General features: G+C 66.2%; 9 protein-coding genes and 1 pseudogene. 4 read left to right on the top strand and 6 right to left on the bottom strand.

Annotated elements, in window-relative coordinates; all coding sequences use genetic code 11:
* Positions 1–867: 867 nt before the first annotated feature.
* Positions 868–984, top strand: a pseudogene (locus CYFUS_RS54710) (heavy metal-binding domain-containing protein); the annotation flags it as partial.
* 150 nt (positions 985–1,134) lie between these two features.
* Here CYFUS_RS54710 and CYFUS_RS38480 read toward each other — a convergent pair.
* The 5 genes from CYFUS_RS38480 to CYFUS_RS38460 all read right to left on the bottom strand — a co-directional run bounded on the left by CYFUS_RS38480 (position 1,135) and on the right by CYFUS_RS38460 (position 7,943).
* Positions 1,135–1,716 (bottom strand): hypothetical protein, encoded by a 582-nt coding sequence (locus tag CYFUS_RS38480; protein ID WP_095989733.1) that lies wholly within the window; start codon positions 1,714–1,716, stop codon positions 1,135–1,137.
* Positions 1,717–1,847: 131 nt separating this feature from the next.
* Entirely contained in the window at positions 1,848–2,075 is a 228-nt protein-coding gene (locus CYFUS_RS38475) for a hypothetical protein (RefSeq protein WP_095989732.1), read from the bottom strand.
* A gap of 626 nt (positions 2,076–2,701) precedes the next feature.
* On the bottom strand, positions 2,702–3,427 hold the full coding sequence (locus tag CYFUS_RS38470) for a hypothetical protein (RefSeq protein ID WP_157758899.1): 726 nt from the start codon (positions 3,425–3,427) through the stop codon (positions 2,702–2,704).
* A 441-nt stretch (positions 3,428–3,868) separates the two neighbouring features.
* The gene (locus CYFUS_RS38465) at positions 3,869–6,541 is read right to left on the bottom strand and encodes a fibronectin type III domain-containing protein (protein ID WP_095989730.1); all 2,673 of its coding nucleotides are present in this window, start codon (positions 6,539–6,541) and stop codon (positions 3,869–3,871) included.
* Positions 6,542–6,911: 370 nt separating this feature from the next.
* The gene (locus CYFUS_RS38460; protein ID WP_232537055.1) at positions 6,912–7,943 is read right to left on the bottom strand and encodes a LacI family DNA-binding transcriptional regulator; all 1,032 of its coding nucleotides are present in this window, start codon (positions 7,941–7,943) and stop codon (positions 6,912–6,914) included.
* Between the two features lie 185 nt (positions 7,944–8,128).
* Here CYFUS_RS38460 and CYFUS_RS38455 point away from each other — a divergent pair, with 185 nt between their 5' ends.
* The 3 genes from CYFUS_RS38455 to CYFUS_RS38445 all read left to right on the top strand — a co-directional run bounded on the left by CYFUS_RS38455 (position 8,129) and on the right by CYFUS_RS38445 (position 11,635).
* Complete coding sequence (locus CYFUS_RS38455) at positions 8,129–8,683, top strand: hypothetical protein (protein ID WP_095989729.1); 555 nt, start codon at positions 8,129–8,131, stop codon at positions 8,681–8,683.
* A gap of 39 nt (positions 8,684–8,722) precedes the next feature.
* Positions 8,723–11,008 (top strand): xanthine dehydrogenase family protein molybdopterin-binding subunit, encoded by a 2,286-nt coding sequence (locus CYFUS_RS38450; RefSeq protein ID WP_095989728.1) that lies wholly within the window; start codon positions 8,723–8,725, stop codon positions 11,006–11,008.
* A 147-nt stretch (positions 11,009–11,155) separates the two neighbouring features.
* Positions 11,156–11,635: a hypothetical protein gene (locus tag CYFUS_RS38445; protein ID WP_095989727.1), complete on the top strand. Its 480-nt coding sequence runs from the start codon at positions 11,156–11,158 to the stop codon at positions 11,633–11,635.
* A gap of 126 nt (positions 11,636–11,761) precedes the next feature.
* On the opposite strand, the gene CYFUS_RS38440 is transcribed toward CYFUS_RS38445, so the two are convergent.
* The gene (locus CYFUS_RS38440) at positions 11,762–12,253 is read right to left on the bottom strand and encodes a serine/threonine protein kinase (RefSeq protein WP_095989726.1); all 492 of its coding nucleotides are present in this window, start codon (positions 12,251–12,253) and stop codon (positions 11,762–11,764) included.
* Between the last annotated feature and the right edge of the window lie 4 nt (positions 12,254–12,257).

The following is a 12,257-nucleotide window of genomic DNA, read 5'->3' as shown; positions in this document are numbered from 1 at the left end:
CTATGCATTCGCGTCTCATTTACGAGTGCTCGCGGAGGAAGGGTTTCATTCAGGGTGTGCGAGGAGGCGCGGAGGGCCATCCCGGGAAAAGAAGAGGTAAATGCCTGGATGAGGGGGGCGCGGTGGAGGGTTGGATCAATACCTGGAGTACGAGTCGCGGGCAGTCCGCGAACTCCGCTCCGGGTCGCTGCGAGCCAGTGAAGAGGGGACATTCCGAGCTTCTTTCCTGGAGCCTCGTTCGTTCACCTGCATCATTGGGAGGTCTATTTTCATGAAGAGCATATTCGCTGGTGTGAGCATGCTGATGTTGGGAGCGGCACTCGCGGCGGGGTGCGGTGGTCCCCAGGACAGTTGAGAGGAGGCGCAGACCCCTGCCCCCGCGCAGACTCAGGTTCCTGCGGACTCGACCACCCCTTCGGAAGCGCTTCCGCCCTGGGCTCAAAAACAGACGGGAAAGGTGGGGGAACTCTCCGCTTGCTGCTACGTCAAGTGCTCGAAGTGGCACGGCCCATTCAGGGATGTTGTCTTCAACAACTGCACGAATTTCGGCAGGTATTGGTGCCCTCAGCAGGGTGGTGGTGCTTTCTCGGACGCCAAGTGGGATAGCTGCTGAACGCCGCCGTGAGCGCTCAGCACCCGCATACCCGGCCCGAGCGCCTCACTCGCAGCCCGCGGCCTCTGGGGCATGCCTCCACGCGCCAGGCGCTGCGGGAGTTGCGCGAGCAGTACCGGGCCTTCATCGCAGCATTCCGAGAGGCGGCAGTTCGCTGGGGGCGGGGGGGCTTCTCAGCACCCTTTCTGCCTTTCTCCTTCCCGCCACCTGTCGTGCCATGTCGCGTCGCTCGAGTTCTTTGACACCCTCTCTGGTGGGTGTGCCCCATGCACCCGGAGATCGTGCGCGATGAGCCGGGGGCGTGCCCCACGTGTGGCATGGTGCTGGAGCCGCGCACGGTGCTGCCCGAGGAGGCGCCGGACCCCGAGCTCGCGGTGCTGGCGCTCGCGCCGCTCATGCAGGCGCCGTTCGTCACCTTCGCGCTCGCGCGCCACCACCTGCGGCACTCCGTCACGGGCCGCTTCGCCTCCGGGCGCATCGCCCTCACGTTTATTGAGACACGAGGAGAGCCCTTACATTGATTACTGGATGCCGACGCCCACGAAGAGCTGGCACGTGATGGGATCGACCGACGAGCTGTTGTTGAGCAAGCACGTCGCACCCTGCTGACCATAGACGGACGCGGTGACGAGCGCCGTGCAGACACCGTCGGCGATGCGGACGTCAACCTCCCAGGTGCAGGTCTTCGCCCAGCCGTAAATATCGTTCGGGTTGGTCGTATAGCCGAAGATCTGGACCCAGGGCGTGAAGGTCGGGACCCGGGCCTGGGCCGCGCCCGAATAATGATCGGGGTCGTATACGGAGTGCAGGAAACTGGGCAGCGGAACCGGCACGCTGGAGCCATAGAGCTTGCCAATCGAATAGATGAGCCAGCCAGACGTCCAGTTGCCGAACATATAGGTCTGGGTCACTTCTGCGGCCAGCGGCGCCACCTGCCCATGGCCACGCAGCGCGGGGAGTTGCACCGTCTGACCTGGAACGAGGCTCATGTACCCCGACCGATGGGCGAGGAAGTCCTCGGTGGTGGGCTCCGCCGCGGATGCGATCGCGGGGACGAGGCAAAGCAGGGACAGGGCCAGCATGGGCTTCAAGTGGCGCGTCATGGATGTCTTCCTGTGTCTGGGGTTTCGGGTCAAGAGTCCGGGAAACTCATACTATCAGCGCGAGTTGTGTTCAATCCCAATGAGTCTGGATTTTGATTTCAGTGGCGACAAATGTTTGCGGGCGTATAGTACTATACGTTCTGCACCCAGCCGTTGAAGTTGCAGTAGCCGTACGCGAAGCCAAATACCCAGTCACCGCTCACGCTGCTCACGGTGAAGCTCTGGGCAGGCGGGGTGCCGTACAGCGTGCAGGTGGTGCCCGAGCTGGGCCCGCTCCGGAAGACAGTCAGGGTATTGGCGCAGACCGTCAGGCGCCGGCCCGCATCGGCCGAGGTCGCGTAATAATAGGGTCCGCCCATGGCGTGAACGGTCCCTTCCTCCTGGGGCGCCTGGGTCTGATAACGGATTTCAGTTGAATGTTCCGATCAAACCTGCTCCTCCCCGAGGGAGGAGGAAAAGTACATCGGAACACTCAACTGGTTTCCGTAATGAGTCTCCGGAGTGGCGTCCGTCTCCGTGGGAAGCTCTCCACCACCACAACCGACGACCAGCAGTGCGCTCGTGACGACTGCTGAAGCAATGATACGCATCAGAGGTGTACCTCCTGGGGTGAGAGCCCTGGAATTATCATCCTCCAGAAAAACAGCTAATACTTTTTTTGCAGGGAATATCAGCCCATGGACACCTTCGTGCCAGGGCAGCCCGGTCAGCCGGTGTCCACGTAACCTGATCAAGCCCACTACTGAGTCAGAACGAGACGCGGTGTAGACGGTTGAGCCCATCCCCTTCAACTGCTTCCGCGGACTTGCGAGTTGGCGCGCGCGGTGCATCCGGCCTGGCGGAGCGCAAGCAGGGGGAAGGGGATGGGCTGGTCGTTGACGCGGAAGCGAGGACATGGCGGAAGAGGGGCGCTTCGCGCAGGAGTGGGCTGAGCCGGTGGAATTGGAACTCGCGCCACTGCCGTGCTGGGAAGGACTGAACCCGGTCAGTTGCAGCCCAAGTAGTAACCAGCGCTGTTCAGGGAGAGCCGGTATCCCGCTCCGCACGTGAAGTAGGTCCCACTCGCTGACTGGACGCTGTGCGAGCTCGCGAGGATACAGGTGTAGAGATCGCCAGTCGACGCATAGAGGCTGGTCGATTGGCCACTCCTGCAAGTGATGTAGACACCGCGGCCAGTCCGGATGCTCGAGTTGCTGGAGAGGGTGCCCGTGTCAAAGTAACCCGAGGCATTCAGGGTCACCGGAGTCCCCTCCAGAGCCGTCAGATAGACGCCGCTTCCCGTGCGGATCGACGAGTTTGAGTTGAGCGTCCCCTGCTGCCAGTAGCCCGAGGCATGCAGGGTCACCGGAGTCCCCTCCAGAGCCGTCAGGTAGACGCCGCTTCCCGTGCGGATCGACGAGTTTGAGTTGAGCGTCCCCTGTTGCCAGTAGCCCGAGGCATCCAGGGTCACCGGAGTCCCCTCCAGAGCCGTCAGGTAGACGCCGCTTCCCGTGCGGATCGACGAGTTTGAGTTGAGCGTCCCCTGTTGCCAGTAGCCCGAGGTATAGAGCGAGAGGAAGTTTCCCCCCTGAGCCGTCAGGTAGACGCCGCTCCCTGTCCGGATCGACGAGTTGTTCGCCAGGATGCAGGACTGAAGGTTGCCGTTGGCATCCAGGGTGATGTTGCTCTGGCAGGACACGTACACCCCGGAGCCCGTCCGGACGCTGGTCAAGGTCTGCACTGGCAGCAGTTCGCTTTCGACTTCTGCTTCAGCGGTGGGTTCCTGCCCCGTCCCGTTCAAGGCCTCCTCCGGGGCCTCGACCCCGCATGCGGAAACGCCCAGGAGCGACATCAGAACAAGCCATGTTTTCTTCATAAGAACCTTCCCCGATGGGTCACTTCTCTCTGACTCCTCCCCAGGGAGACCGGGAGTGGATGGGCTATGCAGTAAATTTTTTGGCTCTTCCGCACAAAAGGCGCGCCCCGACAGCGATGGGCGAGCTCGCGGGGAGAGCGGCACACGGCAGCCGCGGCTCGGGCCTGTGGAGGGCTCCCAGGGGGGAGCGGTGCCAGTGGGCGCGCCGTCGGCGGGGAGCGGCGAAAACGAAGCGGCCCACCCCCACCGCGAGTTCGCGGGGAAGTGGGCCGTCCGTGTCAGGAGCTCTTCAGCCCGTCAGGGCTTGGTCCAGGTGTAGGTCGGGGTGTCGTACTGGGCGCCGTTCTTGTTGTAGGTGTACGAGTAGGTGATCACCTTGCCCGAGCTCAGGCCGGTCACGGGGAGCTCCCAGCGGCCCGTGGTGTTGTTGAACGTCAGGGTGACGTTCTGCTGCGAGATGCCCGAGTAGGCGTAGTGCACGATGACGTAGGCCGCCGTGAAGCCCGTGGGCTTGAACCACGAGGTCGCCTGGGTGGCGCTGTTGCTGTCCCACCCGTACGTCCACTCGGTGCCCGTGCCGCCCGTGCCGCCCGCCTGCGTGGTGGCGCTCGCCGTGTTGCTGACGGCCGAGAGATTGCCCGCCGCGTCCCTCGCCTTGACGGTGTAGCTGTAGGTCGTCGAAGCCGCCAGGCCCGTGTCGCTGTAAGACGTGGCGGTCGAGGTGCCCACCTGCGTGCCGCCGCGGTAGATGATGTAGCCCGTCACACCCACGTTGTCCGTCGAGGCGCCCCAGGTCAGGTTGATCTGGCTGCTCGAGGCGGCGGTGGCCGTCAGGCTCGCGGGCGCGGTGGGCGCCTGCGTGTCGCCCGTGGCCGCCTTCGTGGTGGCGCTGGCGGAGGCGCTGGCGGCCGAGGCATTGCCCGCCGCATCGCGCGCCTTGACCGTGAAGGTGTAGGTCGTGGAAGCCGCCAGGCCCGTGCTGCTGTACGACGTGGTGCCCGAGGAGCCCACGAGCGTGCCGTTGCGGTAGATGTCGTAGGCGGTCACGCCCACGTTGTCCGTCGAGGCGCTCCAGGTCAGGTTGATCTGGCTGCTCGAGGCGGCGGTGGCCGTCAGGCTCCCGGGCACGGTGGGCGCCTGCGTGTCGATCACCGGCGTACCGGTGCCCGCGAACTCGTTGATGGTCTGACGCATCGCCTCCGCGGGGGAGTTCGCGTAGACGCGGCCCCCCTGGCCGTTGATGACGTGGGTGATTTCACTGCCAGCCGTGCCGTTGAGCCAGATGGTGGTCATGTGGTGGATCTTGACGCCCGTGACATTGGGCACCTCGATCGCGTTCTCCGACTTGACGGCCGCGTCGCGGAAGTAGGAGTACACCCCCACGCCCCACGCCTCGTGGCTCGTCACCGTGTCGGCGACCTTGTACGACGCGTAGCCGTTCACCGTGCCATTCTTGCTCATCCACGACGACTGGTTGGGCACGTCATAGGGAATCTCGGACTGGTAGAAGTACACCCGGCCGCCGTTGCCGTTCCACAGCGTCTGGTACTCGTTGTGGTGCTCGTTGAACAGACCGTACATCGTGACGTTGTTGCCGTTCACGACGAGGCCGCTCTTGGTGGGGTTGATGTTCCAGGCGGCGCCCTCGCCGTGGTCCGCGCGCCACAGCCACAGCTGGTCTCCCACCACGTTGTGGCTGTTGATCTTGATGCCCACGTCGTTCTTGCCCGCCGTCGGGCCCGCGGTGCGCACCGTCAGGTCATAGAGGAAGGTGGGGTTGGCCGAGTGGTTGGCCGAGCTGCCCGTGGGACCGACTTCCAGCAGGGAGGGCGAGTTGATGGCGCCGGCATCGATGATGAGACCCGCGATCTTCACGCCGTCCACATCGGCCACGGAGATGGCCGGCTGACCGCTGGTGGGGATGAGGGAGGGGACACCCAGGCCGAGGATGATGGTGTCGGGCCTGGTGACCCGCAGCGTGTCGTTGAGTGGGTAGATGCCGGGCGTGAAGAGGATGTGCTTGCCGGCGCTCAGCGCCGAGTTGAGGCTGGCGGCGCTCGCCGTGGACGGCTGCGCGATGTAGAACTGATCGATGGAGATGGACGTGCCCGGCGTGGAGCCGGCGGCCCAGCTGGGGCCCTGGGTATTGGTCTGCAGGGCGGGAACGAAGACGGCGTACTGGCCGGTGCTGGTGACGTAGAGGTAGGGCTTCTCCCGGATGATGGGCGTCTGGGCCACCGTCGTGTAGGCATCCGTCGGGAAGTTGGCCTGGCTGGGCGCGTTGATGTCGCCCACGAAGACCATGTTCCACACGGCGTTGCCCCAGCTTCCCCACTTGCTGTTGCGCGCGAGCCATTGCTGCTGCGAGCCGGGGAGCACCTGGCCATCCACCACGGAGTCGGCGAGGAAGCCGCCGCTGGCCCAACCGCCAGCGCCCGTGCTGGGATCCACCTGGAAGAGCCACAGTCCGCCCGCGCTCTTGATGTGCATGCGCCGCAGGGGGGCGGCCTGGGAGACGGCGATCGTGGTCGTGTTGTTGGTGGCGGCCGAGGCGTTGATCGAGAAGTTCTCGTAGGCGCGCCAGAAGTTGCAGGTCGCGTTCATGTTCGGCATCCAGTAGGCCGGAACGTTCACGCCACCGTTGATGAGCACGTCGTCGGGGTTCTGCCCGAGGCCCGCCACGTGGGTATAGAAGCCCACGTCGAAGAGGACGTTGTACGTTCCCGGCTTGAAGAGCAGCGCGTAGCGCTCGGTGCCGAACTGGTTGGACTCCATCTGCGTGAAGATGGAGGTGGCCTTGGCCTGGATGTCCGCGGCCGGCATGCTCGTGTCGAAGACGTAGACATTCGGGCCGAAGAGGGTGGTGTTCGCCGCGGAGACCGGCCCGGCATGGGCACTGCCTGGCAGGAGCGCGCAAAGGCCCGCCACGGCGGCCCAGGTGGAAACCATAGACGCTACGTTCTTGATCATTTCGATGCCTCCAGGAGGACCGTGGCACCGTCTCGGATGTCGCGCTGTGTCAAACCCATGCGGCGCAAGTCGAGACGAGCTCGTGTTCTCGGAGAGATCATTAAAACTTAATTATCGAGAAAGTAAAGGCCGCTTTTGAAAGCGCTTTCACCTTGTCCCGGACATGTTGACTGGAAAGTTTGAACAGAGAGCGTCAGGGGAGGCGCGTGGAGTCGGGTCCGACCCGGCCAGACAGTGATGACGCTCCGCGTAAGGCCATGCGTCCGACACTCGTCGGCGGCGGTCCGCCCACTGGTGACAAGCGCTTTCAGGGGACGGGCGGGGCCGCGGGCCCCTCGATGACATGCCGCATCATGGTGGGGGAGGTGTGTCAGTCACGCCTGCGCATGGTGGACTCGCGCACGATGAGGTTCAGCGGGAGGTCCGGCTGGGAGACCTGCTGGCCGTTGATCATCCGCAGCATCGCCTCGCCCGCGGCATGGCCCAGGTCGTACGCCGGCTGGCGCACGGTGGTGAGCGGCGGGGTGGTGTAGAGCGAGCTTGGCAGGTCATCGAAGCCAATCAGCGACACGTCCTCGGGGACGCGGATGGACCTCCTGTAGAGCTCCAGGCGGGCGCCGTAGGCCATCTGATCATTGGCGATGAACAGGGCGGTGAAACCCTGGCGCGTCTCCAGCAGCTGGTTGAGCGCCATCAGGCCACTGGCTTCGTGGAACTGGCCGAAGGCGATGAGCCGCTCGTCCACGGGCAGGCCTGCCTGGAGCAGCGCACGACGGTAGCCCGCCAGGCGCTCCTGGGCATCGATGTTGTGCGCGGGCCCGGCGATGTGAGCGATACGGGTATGACCCAGCTCGATGAGGTACCAGGTGGCCTCGAAGGCGGCCTGCTCGTTGTTCAGCTGGATGCTGGTCACCCGGGGGCCTTGCAGGTGGCGCCCGGTGGTGACGAGCGGCAAGCGTTGCGAGGAGTGGAGCAGGGCCTCGTCGTCCATCATGGAGTTGAGCGAGATGATGCCCTCGACACGGCGCGCGACCAGCAACGCCACGCGCTCCACCTCCTTGGCCACGTTCCCATGACCGCTCACGAACAGCGGCGAGTAGCCTGCCTTGGCCAGGCTGTCCTCGATCCCCTTGAGTGTCTCGTTATAGAAGGGGCTTGCGATATTGGGCGTGATCACCCCCACGGACATGGTGTGGCCGCGAGCCAGTCCCCGGGCGATCACATTGGGTTGATATTGGAGTTCCGCGATGGCGCGCTCCACGGCCCGGCGCTTGCTCTCGCGCACGCGGGCGGTCCCGTTGAGAATGCGCGACACCGTACTCGGCGAGACACCCGCGCGACGGGCAACGTCCTCCAGCGTCACCCCGGGCGTAGAACTGCGCTCGTCCATGGGGGGGCTCATAACATCACTCCGGGAAAACCGTCAAAAACGTTTTCCAGGAGACCGAGGGAGACACGGCCGTTTCCCCTCCGCGCGATGGTCGCACTTCGTCTCGCACAAGGGGCGCAACCCAGCGCAGAATGCCGGGTGACCCGGTCGGGTCCGTCTGACACCAGGGGCGGCCGGACGGCGGTGGAGGCAAACGAATGGATGTCAAAGGCGTTGCGTTCCTGGCTCGGCAACTCCAGGCGGAGCAGACCTTCGGTAGGGATCGGTGGCGCGCATTCCTCACCGAGCAGGCGAAGCGGGACCCCGTCTTCGCCCAGCCCGTGCTGCCGGTGACGCGCATTCCGGCGGATGCCTTCCTGCGGCTCAACGACGCCATGACCCAGCAGTTCTACGCGGGGGATCCACAGGCCTATTGGAAATACGGCTTGAAGTCCGCCGAGTACGCGCTGGGCCAGGGCCAGCTCAAGGCGCTGTTCAGCAAGGGAGACTACCGGCGCTTCGCGCTGTTCACCCCGGGCATCTGGAAGGGGTACTTCACCGAGGGCGAGCTGACGGCGCAGGTTCGCGGCAATGTGGCGGAGCTGCGAATCACCGGCGTGCCCCGGCCGCACACCTACTTCGAGCTGTCGGTGATGGGCTTCGCGTCCGGCGGGCTCACCTACCTGAGCGGCAAGGAGATTCCGCACGAGGTGCTCAAGGGCTTCGGCCGGGGTGACCTGGAGGTCGCCTACCGCTTCACCCTTCCCGAGTGAGCTAGAGTCCTCCGGCGCTGTACACCTCCTGGAGACCTCATGAAGACCCCGCCCGTGGCGCCTCCGCGCGATGGACCCCCGACGACGCGCATCGAGGGCGTCGCCAAGGTGACGGGCCGCGCCGACTACACCGCGGATGCCGTGCCCCAGAACCTCGCCCATGCCGTGCTGGTGGGCGCGACGATCGCCCACGGCACCATCGTCACCCTCGACACCACCGAGGCGCGCTCGATGCCCGGCGTCCTCACCGTGCTCACCCACCTGAACGCGCCACGTCTGGACAAGGCCGCCGTCTTTCCCCTGGGCGCCGCCGGCAGCCGGCGCCCGCCACTTCAAGACGAGCAGGTGCGCTACCGGGGCCAGCACGTCGCCGCCGTCATCGCCGAGAGTCTCGAGGCCGCCCGCCACGCGGCCTCTCGGGTGCGGGTGACCTACCGCGAGACACCTCCCGCCGCCACGCTCGGCGCTGGGGAGGCCCGGCGCGTCGCCTGTCTGGGGCTCCTCTCCAAGGCGTTGAGCGGGGACTCGCATCGAGGCGATCCCGACGCCGCGCTCGCCTCCGCGCCGCTCACCCTCGACGCCGTCTACACCACGCCCCGCGAGTTCCACGTCGCCATGGAGCCCCACGCGACGCTCGCCTGGTGGGACGACGCGGAGCACCTCACGGTGCGCGAGGGCTCCCAGTGGGTGGATGGGGCGCAGGACGTGCTCGCCGTCTGGTTCGACTTGAAGCGTGAGCATGTCCGGGTGCTCTCCGCCTTCGTGGGCGGCGGCTTCGGCAGCCGGCTCAGCCTCTACCCGCATGTGGGGATCGCGGCCATGGCGGCGCGCGTGGTGCGCCGGCCGGTGAAGCTCGTCCTCGCCCGCTCCCAGGTGTTCCATTCGGTGGGCAACCGGCCCGCCACCCGCCAGCGGCTGCGCCTGGGCGCGGAGGCCACGGGCAGGCTCTCGGCCCTCATCCACGAGACGACGAACGAGTCGGACCGGGACTCCCATTACGCCGAGCAGGGCTCGCGCGCGTCCGAGGCCACCTACGCCGTGGCGAACTACCGGGCCGAGAACTCCATCGTCATGCTCGACATCCCCGTGCCCGGCTGGATGCGCGCCCCGGGCGAGGCCCCGGGCAGCTTCGCCATCGAGTCGGCGATGGATGAGCTCGCGGCCCAGGCCCGGATCGATCCGCTCCAGCTGCGCCTGCTCAACCACGCCGACTCCGACCCACACTCCGGCAAGCCCTGGTCGTCGCGCGGGCTGAAGGAAGCCTATGTCGCGGGGGCCGAGGCCATCGGCTGGTCCCGCCGCGCGCTCGAGCCCCGGAGCCGGCGCGAGGGCCACGAGTGGGTGGGGCTCGGCATGGCGACCGCCGCCTACCCCACCCGGCACGCTCCCTCGGAGGCACGGGTGGGCATCTCCCGCGACGGCGGCGTGTACGTCGAGAGCCGGGGCGTCGACATCGGTCAGGGCACCTACACCGCCCTCGCCCTCATCGCCGCCGAGGTGCTCGGCGTGCCGCCCTCGCGCATCGACGTGCGGCTCGGCGACACCCGGCATCCGCGCTCGGCCTTCGCCGGAGGCTCCATGCTGTCCTCCTCGCTCGGGCTCGCCGTCCATGGCGCCGCGAGCACGCTGCGCGACCGGTTGTTCGAGCTGGCGCGTCGGCAGCCGGCCTCCCCGCTCCACGGCCGGAGTTGGGAGGAGCTCTCCATCCGGGAGGGCCGCGTGGTGCTGGGCGCGGACCCGGCGGTGGGCGTGGACTTCGCGGCCCTCGTCTCGGGCTCGGGCCAGGAGCAGCTCGACGCCACCCACCGCACCCATCCCACGCTCATCAGCCGGCTCAGCGGCCCCAAGGCCTTCACCACCATGGCGGCGGTGCGGACCCAGGCCGCGGGCGACAGCTCCTGCTATAGCTGGGGAGCGCAGTTCGTCGAGGTCGCCGTCGACGAGGAGCTGGGCACCGTGCGCGTGCGCCGCATGGTCGGGGCGTTCGACTGCGGGCGGATCCTCAACCCCCAGGCGGCGCGCAGCCAGTTGCTCGGAGGCATGACGATGGGGCTCGGCATGGCGCTCACCGAGGCGGGGCACGTCGACCCGCGCACGGCGCTCGTCGTGAACGGGGACCTGGGCGAGTACCTCGTCCCCGTGCAGGCGGATGTGCCGGAGATCGAAATCCTGTTCGTGGGCGAGCCGGACCCGACCACGGCCCCGCTCGGCATCAAGTCGGTGGGAGAGATTGGCATCACGGGCGTCGCCGCCGCTATCGCCAACGCCGTCTACAACGCCACCGGCCGCAGGCTGCGCGACCTGCCCCTCGACCTGCGTGTATGAAAAGCATTCGAGCGAGTGTAGGGGCGCTGTGGAGGTAAGAGGTTGGCCAAGGATTCGTCCGGCTCCGACCAATAGCCCGTGGGGCCGGTTCTCCAAGGGCCGGGGTGTTGCTAATCCCCTCGAGAAGCCGTGTCCAGGAGCGTGAGCATGGTGTCTTCACACTCGGGGCGTGCCCCGACGTTCGGTGAGGAGATCGATCTTCTCCTCATTGAGCTGTTCAAGGCCAAGGCGCCCTATGAAGAGCGCAAGCGCGGACTGCTGGCGCTGGAGAAACAGTGGATGCGCAAGGCGAAGACTCCAGCCCAGAGCCTCGCGGTTCAGCGCATCGTCGCGAAGACCATCCTGACCGAGGCCTTCGGATTCGACATGCCGTGGAAGGAATTCGGGCGGTGGCTCCGGCGCCTTCAACGGCTTGGCTTCCAGGAGTTGGGAACGCGCGTGCACGTGGCCTGCCTCTACGTGCAGTCTCTTCACCGCTTCCCCCGGCAGGCCCGCGAGGCCTGGGCGATGCTGGAGGACGTGGAGCGGAGAGCGCTCCGACTTCGTCGCGATCGTCCCCTCAGACAGGAACATCTGGAGTCGATTACGCACGCGAGGAACGCCGCCAGGGTGTCCTCACCGCCGTGAGGAGATGCCCGCCTGGGTTTCCCCTGCACTTCGAGTGGCCGCGTGGGCTCGGCTCCTGGAGGTCACACCCGCGAAGTAGCTCTGGCCGCGGCAGTGGCGCAGGACATGGGCAACCGAGCGAGTGTGTCATCGGAACGCATCGACGATGTAGGCTGCGGCCTTGGAGCCTTCGAGGATGGCCATCCCGGGCTTCGACTCGGGCAGCTTCCGCATCTGGTCGCGGCTGAGCCGAGCGACCGCGCAGATGGGAACCTTCTCGCCGTCGGGCGGGTGGGCTTCGTACCACCGAATGACGACCTGTGGGCCGCTCGTCCAGACCTGCCCATACAAGCGGGTCGTCGATTCAAGTATCCCAAGATCTTCATCCAGCATGCTCTCGATAGGTCCGTCGTAGAGAGTGATGCGCCTTGCATCGAGTTGGTTCGCATCAAGGGACACCCAGGCATCATCCCCAACGCGCAGTCTCATGTATCGCATTGCCTTCTTTGCTTCCTCGGGGCACTCCTGCGGACCTGGGGTGCCGTCCGGGCGCAGCACCACGCCACCAGTCGTGGTGCATCCGGAAGGCGTAGTAAGTAGGACGATAGAGCTGAGCAGCAGAGCCTTGGTCGTGGGCATGAAC

Origin of the sequence: Cystobacter fuscus (assembly GCF_002305875.1) — a bacterium.
In the GTDB taxonomy this organism is placed as follows: Bacteria; Myxococcota; Myxococcia; order Myxococcales; family Myxococcaceae; genus Cystobacter; species Cystobacter fuscus_A.
Note: the sequence above shows the minus strand (reverse complement) of the source record. Positions and strands in the feature narration are given on the sequence as shown.